Here is a 15,360-nt window from a genome sequence, read left to right as displayed (position 1 = left end):
TTTCCATGCAGCCTACCCAAGAACAGGACCCGCCGCGCGCTGCGCCCAAGAGTTCGCTTTCCGCGGCCTTGGGCGACGCGCTGGCCGAGCAGATACGCCAGGGCGTGCTTGCCCCCGGCGATCGCCTGCCGACCGAAAAACAGCTGACCGAAACCTATTCCGTCAGCCGCGCGGTCGTGCGCGAAGCGCTGGCCCGCTTGAAGTCGGAAGGGCTGATCACGTCGCAGCAAGGCAGCGGCGTGTTCGTCGATCCGAACTTCCAGCGCAACGCGTTTCGCATTGCCGCGCCCACGCCGGGCGACAGCCAGGACCTGGAACACATCCTGGAACTGATGCTGTCCATCGAAGTCACCGCAGCGCGCTACGCGGCGCAGCGTCGCACCGAGCAAGACCTGAAGAAGATCCGCCAGGCGCTGGTGGGCATGGAATACGCGCTGATCAACGACAAGCTGGGCGACGAAGAGGACTACCAGTTCCATCAGGCCATCGTGCAGGCCACGCACAACCCGCATCTGGTCGCGTTGAACGACTACCTGGAAGCCAACGTGCGCCGCGTGATCCGCAGTGCGCGCAACAACACGGCGCGCAGGTACGCCGAACGCATGGCCGCCGTGCAAAGCGAGCACCAGGCCATTTTCGCGGCAATCGAAGGGGCGGATCCGGACGCTGCCGGCCAAGCCGCCGAACAGCATCTGCGCAACGCCGCAGACCGGCTGCGCCTCTTCCAGGCTGAACGCCCCGCGCCGGTCTAGCCGGCGGCGGTGCGTCCGCGTGGGCTCAGGCGAAGGTCTGTTCCATTTCGCGGCGGAACTGCACGGCGGTGGAGCGGTCGTCGTACTCCACGTCGCGCCAGCGTATCGCCTGCGACTGGCGCACCGGGTTCTTCAGCTTGACCTGGTGCGACAGGCCCAGCGGCAGATAGCCTTCTTCCACCGAGTCCGGCGCGGGCATCAGCCGGCCGTACACCGTATAGCCGCCTTCGCCGTCCAGCAACTGGCCGGCTTGCAGGTCGCGCTTGGCGGTGGCCACCACGTCGCCGTGCCAGCCGGCGGGCGCGCCCGTGGGCTCGCGCCGCAGTCCGACGCTGGCCACGCTGATGCCCAGCTCCAGCCCGATCAGGTGATAGGGCTTGTACATGGCGGTGAAGTTGCCGCTGGGATCGGTGACCAGCCCGTATTCCTGGAAGCAGCGCCGCACGTAATCGCTGTCGGCGGCCAAGGTCACGTAGACGCCCCAGCGCAAGTCGCGAAACACCGGCCGGCCGTCGCGTTCCAGCGACGAGATCACTTCCACCTGCCCGCGATGGTGCAGAATGCCGCCGTCTTCGCGCGGGCGCAGCACGCGGGCCAGATCGTCCACGCCGCAAGGCGGGAAATGCAGGCCCGAGGGCGACGGCAGCAGGCCCGTGGCGTTGGACACCGCCGCCATTTCGATGGCGCTCTTGGTGCCGTCCAGGAAGCTGTTGAACATCTGCGCGTTGAAGTCGCCCGCGGCCACCATTTCGGCGGTGAAGCCGTAGTAGGGCCAGACGGTATCCGGCGTGGACGTATGGAATTCCGGCAGGTACTTGGTGCCTTTGCCCGCCGCCATCACCTCAAAGCCGGCGGCGCGCGCCCAGTCCACCATTTCGCAGATCAGGGCCGGCTGGTCGCCGTAGGCCAGCGAATACACGATGCCCGCCTCGCGCGCGCGGCGCGCTAGCAACGGGCCGGCCAACGCGTCGGCTTCGACGTTGACCATGATGATGTCTTTGCCGTGTTCGCAGCAGGCCAGCACGTGGCCGATGCCGGCTGCGGCCTGGCCGGTGGCATCGATGACGATGTCGACGTCGGGGCTGGCGATGATGGCGTAGGGGTCGTCGCTGAAAAAGACCTTGCCGTTCTTTAACGCGTCATTGGTGCTGGCGGCGTTCAGTGCGCTGGCGGGCCAGCCCACGCGGGTCAGCGCGGCGCGGGCGCGGGCGGGCGCCAGATCGGCCACCGCGACCAGCCGCATCCCGGGAGTGCGGGGCGCCTGGCTCATGAACATTGCGCCGAACTTTCCGGCGCCCAGCAATGCAACTCGCAAAGGCTTGTGGTCGGCTTCTCGCTGCTTGAGCAGGCGGTGCAGATTCATGGTGCGGGCTCCTCCGGGGTGGGGGTACAGCCAACACAGAATAGCCCTAAATCATGACCGCTGAACAGGACCCGCGCGGACTCATTCGTCTGCCGTATAGAGCTCGCCCGCCAGCACGTTGCGCCAGTTCGCCCAGGTGATGCGGGCGCGATCGGTGACCTGCCGGTTGTAGGGGGCGTCGAACAGAATGTGTTTCCAGCGCGGCTTGACTGCGCCTTCGATCAAGGGCTTGTCGTCGATCAGCAAATGGCCCTGCACCAGCGTCTTGTCCTTCGTCAGGATCAGCCGGTTGGTGGCCTCGCGCCCCAGGTGCTTTTCCACCCACAGGTACTTTTCAGCCACGCAGTTTTCGAACTGCGACAGCGGCGACGTGCAGATCCGCACGTCCATGCCCAGCGCGAGCAGTTCGCGCACGGCATCCAGCGCGCCGGGCACGGGCGGCAGGTTGCGGATGAACCCCGGGGCGGTGTAGATGGCCTCGGCCATGCCGCGCAGTTCCGGGGCGTAGTCCTCACGGATGTAGAAGGATTTCCGGTCTTCGAACGCGACGGGGGCGATGTCCGGGTGGCGGGCGCGCCAGGCGTCGATGAACGCGTGTTCGAAATCCGCCAGCACGCCGTCTTGGTCCAGCAGGATGATCATGGTGATCCCAGGTCGTTGCAACCGCCTGATTGTGCCAGAGCCGGGCTACTCGCCACCGGGGCGCGACTGCGCGATGACGCGGTAGCGGCTGCCGCCCGACAGGGATTCCGAGGCCACCAGCACCATGCGGTCATAGCGCCAGGACAGCGGCGCCGGCGTCGCGTCAGGGGGCTGGCCGCGTTCGATGTTGCGCAGCAAGGTCACGTGCGGGCGGAAGGGCTGGGGCGGGGCCGCCAGGCCGAATCCGGCCAGCCATTGCCACAGCCCGTCATGCGCGGCCTGCAAGCCGGCGGGCGTATCGCGCGGGCCGGCCCACAGGATGCGTTGGCGGTTGAACACGCCGTAGTGGTCCAGCGCCACCTCGCCCGGGGCCAGCCGGTGGTCGGGCGTGGCGCAGGCCAGCGTGTCTGCCAGCTGCGCCTCCACCGGCCCCAGGAAGGCCAGGGTCAGATGCAGCGTCTCGGTGCGCATGACGCGGCCGCCGCAGGCCAGGCGGGCCTGTTCCGCCCAGCCGGCCAGCGACGCGGCAAGCGGGGGCGACGGCCACAGGGCGAAGAAGAGACGGACGGTGGACATGCGCCGATTGTAGGCGCGGCCTGCGCGCTACGCGTAGTGCTCGTCGCCCAGCAACATGTCTTCGAAGAACGCGCCGAAGCGACCGGCCGGATCGCGCAAGTGGATCTCCAGGATCCAGCGCATCTCCGACGGCGAGGTGGCCAGGTCTGCCAGCGAACCGGTGTGGATCGCGGCGTGCGGGAAATCGGACACGCGGTGGCCCGGCAGGTCGAAGTTCAGCTCCCATCCCAGCGCGCGCGCCTGGCGGTCGGCGTAGGCGTAGAGCTCCTGCCCGGTCAGCCCGTCGCGGCGCCACACGCCGCGCACGTCGTGGAACAGGGCTTCGGCGTCGCGGGCGCAGCGCGCCTGGTCGGCATTGCCGCCCACGGTGAACGACTTGCCGCCGTCGCCTTCCCAGGCGTCCAGGCGTGGCGCGATGTCCAGGAAGAAGATGTCGTGCTCGCCCAGCACCACGCCGGGTTCGGAAGCCTGGCGCATGGCCTTCATGGTGTTGGCGCCGAAGCGCACGCGCGTCGGGTGCCAACTGAGCGCCATGCCGGCGTCGATCAGCGTTTGCCGGGCCAGTTGCACGGCGTCTTCTTCGACCATGCCGGGCCGGATGCGCGCCGCGACATCGGCGATGGCCTGGCGGGTCTTGTTGCGGGCGGCCAGCATGCCGTCCACGGAAAAGGCGGGGCCGACGCGTTCGCTGGCTAGAGACGGGGGCATCGTCATGGCGGGATCCTTTGGGGGTGATGGGCGCGGCGGCATGCCGGGCCGGACAGGGCAATCTTGCCGGCCCGGCGGGCGATGGGGCGGGGCCGGCGTGGACGGAATCGCGCCAGCGTGGTGCGGCGGGCGGCCAACCGGGCACGCAGGGGTGGTTTCCGGCCGCGATGCCGCGTTTTCGGGCCAGGCTGGTGCGCGGGGCCATGCCGCGGCCGTGGCGGTCGGCTAAGGTAGTGTTTTGTGCGTCCACCGCCGTTCCGCCTGCTAACGATTTCCCATGAAAACCGTCGCTATCGTCGTCTTTCCCGGCGTGCAGTCGCTGGATGTCAGCGGACCGCTGGACGTGTTCGCCGAAGCCAACCGCTTCCTGTTGCCCGCCCAGCATTACCAGCTGGAACTGATCGGCCTGACGCGCGGCACGGTGCCCTGTTCCAACGGCATGGCGCTGCTGCCGCAGCGCCACTACGCGGACGTGGCCGATCCCCCAGACCTGCTGTTGGTGGCGGGCGGGCCGGCCTTGCCCGGGCAGCGCGAACCCGATGATGCCCTGGCCTGGCTGCGCGCGATGTGCCTGCGCGCGCCGCGCTATGGCTCCATCTGCAACGGCACCTTCCTGTTGGCGCGCGCCGGCCTGCTGCAGGACGCCACCGTCACCACGCATTGGAACGATGCGCCGGCGCTGGCGGCGCGCTACCCCGCGCTGCGGGTCGAGGCGGACCGGCTATACGTGCAGGACGGGCGCCTGCATACGTCGGCGGGCGTGACGGCGGGCATCGACCTGGCGCTGTATCTGCTGGCGCAGGACGTCGGGCAGGATGTCGCCCTGAATGTGGCCAAGCGGCTGGTGGTGTTCACGCAGCGCGCGGGCGGGCAATCGCAGTTCAGCCCGTTCCTGACGCCGTTCGTGGAAGAGACGTCGGCCGTGGCGCAGGTGCAGCAGCACGTGCTGGGCCACCTGGACGCGGACCTTGGGCTGGATGCGTTGGCGGCCGTGGCCAACATGAGCCGCCGCAACTTCTCGCGGGTCTTCCTGCGCGATGCGGGGGTGACGCCGGCCGAGTTCGTCGAGCGCGTGCGGGTGGATGCGGCGCGGGCGCGCCTGGAGCGCGAGGCGCGGCCGCTGAAGACCGTGGCCTACGAATGCGGCTTTCGCGACGCGCGCCATCTGCGCGAAGTGTTCACGCGGCGGCTGGGCGTGTCGCCCAGCCAGTACCGCGCAAGCTTCGGGTTCTAAGGCGGCGCGCGCCTCAGGTGTCGGTGGTTTCCGATTTGCGCAGCCGGCTCAGCGCGGTGTCGAAGCGTTCGACGCCAGGGCGGGCCGGGCGGTCGAAGCGCTCTACGCCAGGGCGCGCGGGCTTGTCGAAACGTTCCACCCCGGGCCGGGTGAAGCGCTCGACGCGCGGCGGGCTTTGCGTCTTGGCCTGCACGCTCTGGGCGGCCGCCTGCTCGCGCTTGGCGATGATCTCTTCGGCGCGTTGATGGTGCGGGGCCATCTTGCGCACCATCACCCGGCCGTCGCGCGGGAAGTAGTTGATGCGGCGGGCGTGCACGTCGCCCAGGTCCTGCGCCTTGACCGGAATGCCTTCGGTCTTCAGGTAGTTCAGGACGAATTCGCCGTTGCGTTCGCCGATGTTCATCTGCTGCATGGCGCTCAGCACCGCGCCGCCGCCGAACACCTTGGCTTCCAGGCGGTCGCGCACGGCGCCCGCCTTCAGCAGTTCGTTGATCAGCACTTCCATCGCGAAGGCGCCATAGCGCATCGTTGCCGAGGCAGGCGACTGCATGTCGCCTTCCGGCAACATGAAATGGTTCATGCCGCCCACGCCGGTGACCGGATCGTGGATGCAGGCGGCGACACACGACCCGAGTACGGTCGAGATCATCAGGTCTTCGTCGGTGACGTAGTACTCGTTGGGGAGTACTTTCACCGCCTGACACTGGAACGCGCTATCGAAATAGTGGCGCGTTGCACGGGCTTCAAGACGGGCGACCATGGGACTTAAGGGGCAAGAACAGCGATTGGGACACGAAGGACGGCGCTCGGTAAAACAAGGAATGTTTCAAAAAGTGTAAAAAAATGTCGCTTTATTCTTGCATATCCCAGCTTACAACGCGGGAAATGCTTGTAACGGCGACGGTGCGATACGTCCCTGATTTTTAACGCTCTTTCTCGCGGTTTCCTTTTTTGCAGGGTGGACAGCCTGTAGGCCAGGCACCCGCAGGCGCCTGCGGCCGTTCACCCGGACGGCTTGCAATCATCGTACCCGGGCGGATAGCACGCCTTTCCCCGGATCACGGGGAGGATCGGGCTTCATACGTGGCTTTAGGCGGGGTTTTCAGTGGCGGCGGCCTGCGCCGGTTCCCAAGGCGCGGGCCATCGGGAACCGGGCCGCAACGCGGCAGCGTCAGAAGCGCGTACTGCGCGTGACCGACCAGCGGGCCGACAGCGCGCCCAGGGCGGCCGAGGCCACCACGGCGGTGATCAGCACCGAGGTACCGGGCAGGTGAAGGGCAAATTCGGCGCCGTAGCTGCGGGCCAGCCCCAGCAGGGCGTCGTTCAGCGGCGACAGCGCGATGGCCGCAACCCCGATGGCCAGCAGCGAGGCCACGGCGCCCGACAGCGCGCCCAGATACAGGAACGGCCGGCGCACGAACGATTCGGTGGCGCCGACCAGGCGGGCCACGCCGATTTCCTCGCGCTGGGAGAGCGCCTGCATGCGTACCGTGTTGAACACGGTGGCCAGCACCACGACCGCCACGCAGGCGGCCAGGAATCCCAGGCCGATTCGGGCAAACCGCAAGATGGCTTCCAACCGCTGCACCCAGGCGCTATCGAGCTGCACCAGGTCCACGTGGTTCCATTGCTTCCAGGCGCCCGCGAGCTTGTCCGCGCGCCCGGCCAGATTGTCGCCATCGGCCAGCGTCACGACCACGGCGTCCGGCAGGGGATTGCCCGGCAGCACGGCCAGCGCCTGCTGCCAGGCGGGGTTGGCGCGCAGGTCGGCCAGCGCGGCGTCGCGCCCCACGACACGCGCGGCGCGCACGTCTTGCGAATACTCGTCCTTGATGCGCTTGGCCACGTCGGCGGCGGCGCCGGCCGGGGCATCCACGCGCATGAACACGGTGACTTCGGGCGTCACGGACATCTCGCGCGCCACGGGCTGGACCGACACCAGGATGGCGCTGCCCAGCAAGGGCAGGGCCAGCGCCAGCGCCATGACCAGCAGGTTGGCCAGAGATGAGAACGGCTGCTTGGCCAGGCGGCGCAGGGTGACCATCAGCGCGTAGCGGTGTTGCCGCAACCAGGCGTTCATGCGGACTCTCCCGGATGGCCAAAGCCGGGCTCGGCGCGGCCGCCGCCCGTGCGGGTCGGGGCGGCCTGGCCCTGCCCGGCCTCGGGCGGAGGCGCGGTGCCAGCGGAATCGGCGAACTTGCCCGGGTCGATGCGCAAGGTGCGTGTGGCGTAGCGCGCCATGAGGTCCTGGTCGTGCGAGGCGATCAGCGTCGTCACGCCGACGCGGTTGAAGTCGCGGAACACGTTCATGATGCGTTGCGCGTTGTCGTGGTCAAGGTTGGCGGTGGGTTCGTCCGCGATCAGGATGGCCGGCCGGTTCACGATGGCCCGCGCGATCGCCAGGCGTTGCTGTTCGCCGCCAGACAGTTCGATGGGGTTCAGGTCTTCCTTGCCGGACAGGCCTACCTTGTCGAGCGCGGCGCGGGCGCGCGCGGCGGCCGAATCCCAGGGCTGCCCCTGGACGGCCAGCGGCAGCATCACGTTTTCGAACGCGCTTCGATCGAACAACAGGTGGGTGTCTTGCAGGATGACGCCCACGGCGCGGCGCAGATACGGCCGGGCGCGCGCGGGCAGCTTGTCCAGCCGCTGGCCGTTGACCTGGATGGATCCGCGGCTGGCGGGCTCCAGCCCGCCGATCAGCTTGAGCAGCGTGGACTTACCGGCGCCGGACGGCCCCGATACGAAAACGAATTCTCCCGCGCTGACGCGGAAGTTGATGTCGGCCAGAATATTGCGGCCGCGACCATATGATTTGAATACGTGTTGGAATTCGATCATGGCGGCTGTCAGATGAAGCCGCAATAGTAACTCGGGGACAGTAAGGTGGCCTAAGCCTCTTGGTGGGCAGGCTGTGAAAAAGCGTATCCATGTGACCAGTCGGACACGTTTTCGCCAGAACGAAATGAATGCGTCTTGGGACAAATCCGCCGCGCTAAAACACGTCCCCGTTTTCGTACGAAAACAACGTTTGATTTCGCCAGTGTCCCTATATTTCAAGGGAATTCCCGGATGCGCCGCCTGCTGCGCGGACGCTACCATCCGCCCCATGCGTCGGCCCAACCCGGCCCGCGTACGGCTCGATTTATCCCACACGGAGATCACGATGAAAGTACTGAAACTCGCTGCTATTGGCGCGGCACTGTTTGCTGCATCCGCGGCCGCCAATGCGGGCGCGACCTTCGATAATGTCAAAAAGAAAGGGTTTGTCCAATGCGGCGTGTCGACGGGCATTCCGGGTTTCTCCATCGCCGACAGCAAGGGTGAGTACAAGGGCATCGACGTGGACCTGTGCCGCGCCATCGCCTCCACGATGTTCGGCGACGCCACCAAGGTCAAGTTCACCCCGCTGAACACACAGCAACGCTTCACCGCGCTGCAGTCCGGCGAAGTCGACGTGCTGACCCGCAACACCACCGTGACGCTGACGCGTGACACGACGCTGGGCCTGATCGGCGTGGGCGTGAACTACTACGACTCGCAAGGCGTCATGGTCTCCAAGGACCTGAACGTCAAGAGCGCCAAGGAACTGAACGGCGCCACCATCTGCGTGCAGCCGGGCACCACCACCGAACTGAACCTGGCTGACTGGTTCCGTGGTCAGAAGATCGAATTCAAGCCTGTCGTGATCGACAAGTACGACGAAATCATCCGCGCCTTCTCGGCCGGCCGCTGCGACGCCTTCACGACCGACAAGTCGCAGCTGGCTTCCACGCGCACCACGCTCGAGAACCCGGACAAGTTCATCATCCTGCCGGAAGACTTTTCCAAGGAGCCGCTGGGCCCCATGGTCCGCCAGGGCGACGAGCAGTGGTTCAACGTGGTCCGCTGGTCGCTGAACGCCATGCTGGAAGCCGAGGAATACGGCATCACCAAGGCGAACGTCGAAGAAATGACCAAGAGCCCCAACCCGAACATCCAGCGCATCCTGGGCGTGACCCCGGGCATGGGCAAGAACCTGGGCGTGGATGACAAGTGGGCCTACAACATCATCAAGAACGTGGGCAACTACGGTGAAAGCTTCGAAAGCACGCTGGGCAAGAACAGCGCAATGAAGCTGGAACGCGGTCTGAACGCGTCGTACAAGCAGGGCGGTTTGATGTACGGCTGGCCGGTGCGCTAACACACGGCTGCCTGGCAAAACGGAGCCTCGGGCTCCGTTTTGCCTAGCCCGCCATAGAGCGGGCGGCAGGAGTGGGGGGCGTGGCCTTGCCGGCTTTGCCACCCGGTGTACGACTTCTGTAGATTCAACATGACGACTTCCAATAAAAACGCCCCGATTTCGGCGCCCCGCCGGCGGCTGAACTGGAACGACCCCGGCGTGCGCTCCGTGGTCTACCAGGTGCTTGCGCTGGCAGCGGTCGCCTGGGCCGTGTGGTTCCTGGTTTCGAACACGCTTCACAACCTGTCCGTGCGCAACATCGCCACGGGGTTCGGGTTTCTGAACCGCGAAGCCGGGTTCGCGATCGGCGAAACGCCCATCGCCTACACCCCCGCAAACGATTACGGCCGCGCCATCCTGGTGGGCCTGCTCAATACCCTTCGCGTCGCCGTCATCGGCATCGTGCTGGCAACCATCCTCGGCACCCTGATCGGTATCGGCCGGCTGTCCAAGAACTGGCTGGTGGCGAAGATCACGTCGGTGTATGTCGAGGTGATGCGCAACGTGCCGCTGCTGTTGCAGCTGTTCTTCTGGTACGCGCTGATCACGGAAAACATGCCGGGTCCGCGCCAGGCGCACAACCCGCTGCCGGGCGTCTTCATTTCCAACCGCGGCCTGAAAGTGCCCGGGCTGGAAGGCAACTCGCTGGACTGGATGCTGGCCGGACTGGGACTGGCCATCGTGGCCATCATCTTCCTGGGCCATTACGGCAAGAAGCGCCATGAGGCCACGGGCCACATGTTCCCGCTGGGCCGCTGGGCCATCGGTCTCTTGATCGGGCTGCCGTTCATCGGCTGGCTGGTCAGCGGCGCGTCGCTGACGCTGGACATGCCGGAATTGAAGGGCTTCAACTTCTCGGGCGGTCTGACGCTGTCGCCGGAATTCGCCGCGTTGCTCGCGGGTCTGGTGATCTACACGTCGGCGTTCATCGCCGAAGTGGTGCGGTCGGGTATCCAGGCCGTGAACAACGGCCAGTGGGAAGCCGCCGGTTCGCTGGGCCTGCGCAGAAAGCAGGTACTGCGCCTGGTGATCCTGCCGCAGGCGCTGCGCGTGATCATCCCCCCGATGACCAGCCAGTACCTGAACCTGACGAAGAACAGCTCGCTGGCGGTCGCCATCGGCTATCCGGACATCGTGTCGGTGGTCAACACCACGCTGAACCAGACGGGCCAGGCGATCGAGGGCATCCTCATCATCATGGGCGCGTACCTTACGGTCAGCCTGTCGATCTCGATATTCATGAACTGGTACAACAAGCGCATCGCGCTGGTGGAGCGTTGAGATGAGCAGCACTACGCATACCCCCAGCGAAGGCCTGCCGCCGCCCAGCACACACGTGGGCGCGTGGCCGTGGCTCAAATCCCGCCTGTTCTCGTCGCCGCTGAACATCCTCATCACGGTACTGCTTGCGTGGTTCCTGTTGATGGCGGTGCCGGCGCTGGTGGAATGGGCATTCATCAAAGCCAACTTCAACGCGACGAGCGCTCAGGAATGCCGTGCTTCGGGCGGCGCCTGCTGGGCGTTCATCATCGAGAAGCACCGGCTGATCCTGTTCGGCACTTATCCGTTCGATGAGCAATGGCGTCCGCTGATCGCCACCATCATCCTGGTGGCGGTGATCGTCTGCAGCGGCATCCGCCGTTTCTGGAACTGGAAGCTGGCCGTCATCTGGACCGTGGGCCTGACCGCCGTGGCGCTCCTGATGTGGGGCGGCGTGTTCGGCCTGACCTATGTGGAAAACGCACGCTGGGGCGGCCTGCCGCTCACGCTGATCCTGTCCACGTTCGGCATCGCCTTCGCGTTCCCCATCGGCGTGCTGCTGGCCCTGGGCCGCCGTTCGAAGATGCCGGCCATCAAGGCGCTGTGCGTCGTGTACATCGAATTGATCCGCGGCGTGCCGTTGATCAGCCTGCTGTTCATGTCGTCGGTGATGCTGCCCTTGTTCCTGCCGGAAGGCTTTTCCATCGACAAGCTGTTACGCGCGCAGATCGCCATCATCATGTTCGCCGCGGCCTACATCGCGGAAACGGTGCGCGGCGGCTTGCAGGCCATCCCGAAGGGACAGTACGAAGGCGCGGATTCGCTGGGCCTGAACTACTGGCAGCAGATGCGCAAGATCATCCTGCCGCAGGCGCTGAAGATCGTGATCCCGCCGCTGGTCAGCATTTTCATCGCGCTGTTCAAGGACACGTCGCTGGTGGTGATCATCGGCATCTTCGACCTGACGCTGGCGGCCAAGGCGGCCTTGTCCGACGCGGCATGGCGCGGATTCGGCGTAGAGGCGTATCTCTTCATCTCGCTGATCTACTTCGTGTTCTGCTTTTCCATGTCCAAGTACAGTCAGGCGCTTGAAAAACGTCTTGCGACTGATCACAAACGCTAGCCAATGCCGCGCGTCCGCCGCATGGCGGGCGCGCACAGCGATATTTACGGGAGTACAGGCATGTCCGATGCCATTATTCGTTTGCAGGACGTGAACAAGTGGTATGGCCAGTTCCACGTGTTGCGCAACATCAACCTGGACGTGGCGCAAGGCGAGCGCATCGTGGTGTGCGGCCCCTCGGGGTCGGGCAAGTCCACGATGATCCGCTGCATCAACCGTCTGGAAGAGCACCAGAAAGGCCACATCATCGTGGACGGCACGGAGCTCACCAATGACCTGAAGCACATCGAGACGATCCGCAAGGACGTGGGCATGGTGTTCCAGCACTTCAACCTGTTCCCGCATCTGACGGTGCTGGAAAACCTGACGCTGGGCCCCATGTGGGTGCTGAAGAAGCCGCGCGCGGAAGCCGAGGCGACGGCCATGAAGTACCTGGAGCGCGTGCGCATTCCGGAACAGGCCAAGAAGTTTCCCGGCCAGTTGTCGGGCGGCCAGCAACAGCGCGTGGCGATCGCGCGTTCGCTGTGCATGAACCCCAAGATCATGCTGTTTGATGAGCCCACGTCGGCGCTTGACCCGGAAATGGTCAAGGAAGTGCTGGACGTGATGGTCAGCCTGGCCCAGGAAAGCGGCATGACGATGATTTGCGTGACCCACGAAATGGGCTTCGCGCGCAAGGTCGCCAACCGTGTGATCTTCATGGACCGCGGCGAAATCATCGAGCAAAACAGCCCGGACGAGTTCTTCGACAATCCGCAGAACGACCGGACCAAGCTCTTCTTGAGCCAGATTTTGCACTGATCGGCTGAAGCCCGCCCGTTCGGCAGACACCCCAAAAGTTGGATTTCGGTCCGGCTTTTGGGGTGTTTTTCATGGACGTTGTTCTGAATGTACCTTTTGAGCGACAATCCGGTATGTTCAGATTTCGAGAAACCGAGGAATTTTCCCGTTGGCTTGAATCATTGCGAGACGCTCGAGCGCGCGCTCAAATCCTGCGCCGTTTATCCCGTGCAACAAAGGGAAATTTCGGCGACGCTGAGCCCGTGGGGGAAGGCATTAGTGAAATGCGGGTGGACATCGGTGCCGGCTACCGCGTTTACTACGCTCGAGCGGGAAGGGTCGTGTATGTACTGCTTTGCGGTGGCGACAAAGGCAGCCAAGCTGGAGACATCGCTCACGCAAAACGCCTCTGGACGCAAATAAAACGGAGTACCGATCATGACGAAATACCGTGACTTCGACGCAGCGAACTATCTGAAAGATGACGAAACGATCGCGCATTATCTTGCGGACGCAGCGGCCGAGGAAGATCCCGATGCGTTTCTTGAGGCGCTGGGCGATGTGGCCCGTGCGCGCGGCATTACCGAAATCTCGCGTGAAACGGGACTCGCGCGGACGAATCTTTACCGAGTGCTCGCCCCGGGGGCGAATCCCAGCTACCACACCTTGCGCAAGGTAATGAACGCGCTTGGCGTGTCCTTGACGGCACTTGTCAAAACCAAACGTGAACCCACTCCCCAGGGATAATGTCGGCAGTATCCCTTTGTTACGTCGATCTGCTCCCTGCGGTATGCTACTGACCGCTATCGATCCGGAGTGAGGAGAACAACATGATGACGAAACCCCCCCGCCGCGCTATGCGCCGCGCACTGCTGCAAGGCGCCGTGGCGCTTGCCGCCACCCTGCCTTTCGGCGCGCCCGCCCTGGCGCAAGCCACTGATTTCCCGACGAAGCCGATCCGCTTCGTCGTGCCTTACCCGCCCGGCGGCCCGCTGGATACCATGGCCCGCATGCTGGCCGAGAAAGTGCGCGGTTCGCTCGGCCAGGCCGTGATCGTGGAAAACCGCTCGGGCGCAGGCGGCAACATTGGCGCCGACCTGGTGGCCAAGGCGCCGGCCGACGGCTACACGCTGGTGATGGGTGCGGTGGCCACGCATGCGATCAACCCCTGGTTGTTCGCCAATCTGCCGTACGACCCGGTGAAGGATTTCGCGCCGGTCACGATCGTGGCCTCGGTGCCGAACGTGCTGGTGATGAACGTGGAGTTCGCCCAGAAGAACAATATCAAGACGCTGGCCGATCTGATCGAGTACGCGAAGAAGAACCCGGGCAAGCTGAACTATGGTTCGGGCGGCAACGGCAGTGCAGGCCATTTGTCGGGTGAGCTGCTGAAGGCGCGCGCGGGCATCAATGTCGAGCACATTCCTTACCAGGGTGCGGCGCCGGCGCAGTTGGCGCTGCTGTCGGGCCAGTCTGATTTCATGTTCGACAATCTGGCGGCCTCGGCGCCGTTGATCAAGGACGGCAAGGTGAAGGCCTTGGCCGTGACGACGGCGAAGCGTTCGTCGTTGCTGGCGGACGTGCCGACGGTCGAGGAGTCGGGGGTCAAGGGGTTTGACCTTGGCACTTGGTTCGGGGTGTTCACGACCGGTGGCACGCCTGCGCCTGTGGTGGCGAAGCTGAACAAGGCTTATTCGGAAGCGATGCAGCAGCCGGATGTGAAGCAGCGTCTGTTGACCATGGGGTCGGAGGCGGGGCCGATGACGTCTGAGGCGTTTGCTGAGTTCGTTAAGGGCGAGAAGGCGAAGTATCAGGAGATCGTTAAGATTTCTGGGGCTAGTTTGAATTGATTTTTGCTTGATTGGTTGATGTGCGGCGGGGTGGGTTTTTAAGACGCCCGTCGCGTCGGTGGCCCGGGGTGACTCGGGTCAACGATTGCGGTCCGGAGCCTTCGCTCCGGACTGCCCCCTTGTCATCTTCGTCCTCGCCTTCGGCGACTCCTTCAGATTCCCTCGGGCTTATCGACGCCCCTCGCACCCCGGGCCACCGACGCGACGAGCTTTGTCGTCTGCAATCTTCCGTCAGCGGGGGAGGACTGGGTTTTTATGGTGCTTGTCATCGGCGGTTGGGTGGGGGAAGGTCTTGCGGGGCCCGCCCCATGCCGGCCGCGCGGGCGGCCTTGTGGGGCTTACGCGGTGTCTTGCGTCGGAGCGTGGTCGCTTCGCGGTGTTGGTGGCGGTCGGGGCTGATGCCGTATCTTGCGCCGGGGCGTTGGTCGTTTCGCGCTACGTGCTTTTTTTGATCGCTTGATCGGTTGGTTGATTGGTTGATGTGCGGCGGGGTGGGTTTTTAAGACGCCCGTCGCGTCGGTGGCCCGGGGTGACTCGGGTCAACGATTGCGGTCCGGAGCCTTCGCTCCGGACTGCCCCCTTGTAATCTTCGTCCTCGCCTTCGGCGACTCCTTCAGATTCCCTCGGGCTTATCGACGCCCCTCGCACCCCGGGCCACCGACGCGACGAGCTTTGTCGTCTGCAATCTTCCGTCAGCGGGGGAGGCGTGGTTTTTTATGGTGCTTGTCATCGGCGGTTGGGTGGGGGAAGGTCTTGCGGGGCCCGCCCCATGCCGGCCGCGCGGGCGGCCTTGTGGGGCTTACGCGGTGTCTTGCGTCGGGGAGTGGTCGCTTCGCGGTGTTGGTGGCGGTCG

General features: G+C 65.2%; 16 protein-coding genes. 9 read left to right on the top strand and 7 right to left on the bottom strand.

Annotated features, from left to right (window positions below):
* Window positions 1-5 precede the first annotated feature (5 nt).
* Window positions 6-752, top strand: a complete 747-nt coding sequence (locus tag CEY09_RS27705; protein WP_006222517.1) for a FadR/GntR family transcriptional regulator — start codon at window positions 6-8, stop codon at window positions 750-752.
* Between the two features lie 25 nt (window positions 753-777).
* Here the strand turns inward: CEY09_RS27705 and CEY09_RS27700 are convergent, their stop codons facing one another.
* The 4 genes from CEY09_RS27700 to CEY09_RS27685 all read right to left on the bottom strand — a co-directional run bounded on the left by CEY09_RS27700 (window position 778) and on the right by CEY09_RS27685 (window position 4,047).
* A complete protein-coding gene (locus tag CEY09_RS27700; RefSeq protein ID WP_006222516.1) occupies window positions 778-2,115 on the bottom strand; it encodes an NAD(P)H-dependent oxidoreductase in 1,338 nt (445 codons plus the stop codon).
* A gap of 81 nt (window positions 2,116-2,196) precedes the next feature.
* Window positions 2,197-2,757, bottom strand: coding sequence for a 5'-3'-deoxyribonucleotidase (locus CEY09_RS27695; RefSeq protein WP_088591058.1), 561 nt, complete (start codon window positions 2,755-2,757; stop codon window positions 2,197-2,199).
* Between the two features lie 45 nt (window positions 2,758-2,802).
* Window positions 2,803-3,333 (bottom strand): RNA 2',3'-cyclic phosphodiesterase, encoded by a 531-nt coding sequence (gene thpR, locus CEY09_RS27690; protein ID WP_088591057.1) that lies wholly within the window; start codon window positions 3,331-3,333, stop codon window positions 2,803-2,805.
* Window positions 3,334-3,360: 27 nt separating this feature from the next.
* Window positions 3,361-4,047, bottom strand: coding sequence for a M24 family metallopeptidase (locus CEY09_RS27685; protein WP_088591056.1), 687 nt, complete (start codon window positions 4,045-4,047; stop codon window positions 3,361-3,363).
* Between the two features lie 271 nt (window positions 4,048-4,318).
* Here CEY09_RS27685 and CEY09_RS27680 point away from each other — a divergent pair, with 271 nt between their 5' ends.
* Window positions 4,319-5,275: a GlxA family transcriptional regulator gene (locus tag CEY09_RS27680; protein WP_088591055.1), complete on the top strand. Its 957-nt coding sequence runs from the start codon at window positions 4,319-4,321 to the stop codon at window positions 5,273-5,275.
* Between the two features lie 13 nt (window positions 5,276-5,288).
* Here the strand turns inward: CEY09_RS27680 and cheD are convergent, their stop codons facing one another.
* The 3 genes from cheD to CEY09_RS27665 form a co-directional block, all read right to left on the bottom strand.
* Window positions 5,289-6,035 (bottom strand): chemoreceptor glutamine deamidase CheD, encoded by a 747-nt coding sequence (gene cheD / locus CEY09_RS27675; protein ID WP_088591054.1) that lies wholly within the window; start codon window positions 6,033-6,035, stop codon window positions 5,289-5,291.
* 411 nt (window positions 6,036-6,446) lie between these two features.
* Window positions 6,447-7,355 (bottom strand): cell division protein FtsX, encoded by a 909-nt coding sequence (locus CEY09_RS27670; RefSeq protein WP_088591053.1) that lies wholly within the window; start codon window positions 7,353-7,355, stop codon window positions 6,447-6,449.
* On the bottom strand, window positions 7,352-8,113 hold the full coding sequence (locus tag CEY09_RS27665; protein ID WP_088591052.1) for a cell division ATP-binding protein FtsE: 762 nt from the start codon (window positions 8,111-8,113) through the stop codon (window positions 7,352-7,354). Before CEY09_RS27665 ends, CEY09_RS27670 begins: the two co-directional genes overlap by 4 nt.
* A 325-nt stretch (window positions 8,114-8,438) precedes the next feature.
* Here CEY09_RS27665 and CEY09_RS27660 point away from each other — a divergent pair, with 325 nt between their 5' ends.
* The 7 genes from CEY09_RS27660 to CEY09_RS27630 all read left to right on the top strand — a co-directional run bounded on the left by CEY09_RS27660 (window position 8,439) and on the right by CEY09_RS27630 (window position 14,507).
* Window positions 8,439-9,455 (top strand): amino acid ABC transporter substrate-binding protein, encoded by a 1,017-nt coding sequence (locus CEY09_RS27660; protein ID WP_006222508.1) that lies wholly within the window; start codon window positions 8,439-8,441, stop codon window positions 9,453-9,455.
* A 129-nt stretch (window positions 9,456-9,584) separates the two neighbouring features.
* A complete protein-coding gene (locus CEY09_RS27655; RefSeq protein WP_088591051.1) occupies window positions 9,585-10,775 on the top strand; it encodes an amino acid ABC transporter permease in 1,191 nt (396 codons plus the stop codon).
* A 1-nt stretch (window position 10,776) separates the two neighbouring features.
* Complete coding sequence (locus CEY09_RS27650) at window positions 10,777-11,877, top strand: amino acid ABC transporter permease (protein ID WP_006222506.1); 1,101 nt, start codon at window positions 10,777-10,779, stop codon at window positions 11,875-11,877.
* A gap of 60 nt (window positions 11,878-11,937) precedes the next feature.
* A complete protein-coding gene (locus CEY09_RS27645) occupies window positions 11,938-12,678 on the top strand; it encodes an amino acid ABC transporter ATP-binding protein (RefSeq protein ID WP_006222505.1) in 741 nt (246 codons plus the stop codon).
* A gap of 71 nt (window positions 12,679-12,749) precedes the next feature.
* Entirely contained in the window at window positions 12,750-13,112 is a 363-nt protein-coding gene (locus CEY09_RS27640; protein WP_234818419.1) for a type II toxin-antitoxin system RelE/ParE family toxin, read from the top strand.
* Window positions 13,096-13,404 (top strand): addiction module antidote protein, encoded by a 309-nt coding sequence (locus CEY09_RS27635; RefSeq protein WP_088591049.1) that lies wholly within the window; start codon window positions 13,096-13,098, stop codon window positions 13,402-13,404. Before CEY09_RS27640 ends, CEY09_RS27635 begins: the two co-directional genes overlap by 17 nt.
* An 86-nt stretch (window positions 13,405-13,490) precedes the next feature.
* Window positions 13,491-14,507, top strand: a complete 1,017-nt coding sequence (locus CEY09_RS27630; protein ID WP_167390179.1) for a Bug family tripartite tricarboxylate transporter substrate binding protein — start codon at window positions 13,491-13,493, stop codon at window positions 14,505-14,507.
* Window positions 14,508-15,360: the final 853 nt, after the last annotated feature.

This window comes from Achromobacter marplatensis, from assembly GCF_002209535.1.
GTDB lineage: Bacteria > Pseudomonadota > Gammaproteobacteria > Burkholderiales > Burkholderiaceae_B > Achromobacter > Achromobacter marplatensis.
The sequence above is the reverse complement of the archived record's forward strand: the minus strand, read 5'-3'. Positions and strand labels throughout refer to the sequence as shown.

What these genes read in the sequence shown, in the direction of transcription:
- CEY09_RS27645 (WP_006222505.1), top strand. Translation starts at nt 11,938, where the DNA reads ATGTCCGATGCCATTATTCGTTTGCAGGACGTGAACAAGTGGTATGGC.
- CEY09_RS27660 (WP_006222508.1), top strand. Translation starts at nt 8,439, where the DNA reads ATGAAAGTACTGAAACTCGCTGCTATTGGCGCGGCACTGTTTGCTGCA.
- CEY09_RS27635 (WP_088591049.1), top strand. Translation starts at nt 13,096, where the DNA reads ATGACGAAATACCGTGACTTCGACGCAGCGAACTATCTGAAAGATGAC.
- CEY09_RS27670 (WP_088591053.1), bottom strand. Translation starts at nt 7,355, where the DNA reads ATGAACGCCTGGTTGCGGCAACACCGCTACGCGCTGATGGTCACCCTG.
- CEY09_RS27695 (WP_088591058.1), bottom strand. Translation starts at nt 2,757, where the DNA reads ATGATCATCCTGCTGGACCAAGACGGCGTGCTGGCGGATTTCGAACAC.
- CEY09_RS27655 (WP_088591051.1), top strand. Translation starts at nt 9,585, where the DNA reads ATGACGACTTCCAATAAAAACGCCCCGATTTCGGCGCCCCGCCGGCGG.
- CEY09_RS27705 (WP_006222517.1), top strand. Translation starts at nt 6, where the DNA reads ATGCAGCCTACCCAAGAACAGGACCCGCCGCGCGCTGCGCCCAAGAGT.
- CEY09_RS27680 (WP_088591055.1), top strand. Translation starts at nt 4,319, where the DNA reads ATGAAAACCGTCGCTATCGTCGTCTTTCCCGGCGTGCAGTCGCTGGAT.
- thpR (WP_088591057.1), bottom strand. Translation starts at nt 3,333, where the DNA reads ATGTCCACCGTCCGTCTCTTCTTCGCCCTGTGGCCGTCGCCCCCGCTT.
- cheD (WP_088591054.1), bottom strand. Translation starts at nt 6,035, where the DNA reads ATGGTCGCCCGTCTTGAAGCCCGTGCAACGCGCCACTATTTCGATAGC.
- CEY09_RS27700 (WP_006222516.1), bottom strand. Translation starts at nt 2,115, where the DNA reads ATGAATCTGCACCGCCTGCTCAAGCAGCGAGAAGCCGACCACAAGCCT.
- CEY09_RS27665 (WP_088591052.1), bottom strand. Translation starts at nt 8,113, where the DNA reads ATGATCGAATTCCAACACGTATTCAAATCATATGGTCGCGGCCGCAAT.
- CEY09_RS27685 (WP_088591056.1), bottom strand. Translation starts at nt 4,047, where the DNA reads ATGACGATGCCCCCGTCTCTAGCCAGCGAACGCGTCGGCCCCGCCTTT.
- CEY09_RS27640 (WP_234818419.1), top strand. Translation starts at nt 12,750, where the DNA reads ATGGACGTTGTTCTGAATGTACCTTTTGAGCGACAATCCGGTATGTTC.
- CEY09_RS27630 (WP_167390179.1), top strand. Translation starts at nt 13,491, where the DNA reads ATGACGAAACCCCCCCGCCGCGCTATGCGCCGCGCACTGCTGCAAGGC.
- CEY09_RS27650 (WP_006222506.1), top strand. Translation starts at nt 10,777, where the DNA reads ATGAGCAGCACTACGCATACCCCCAGCGAAGGCCTGCCGCCGCCCAGC.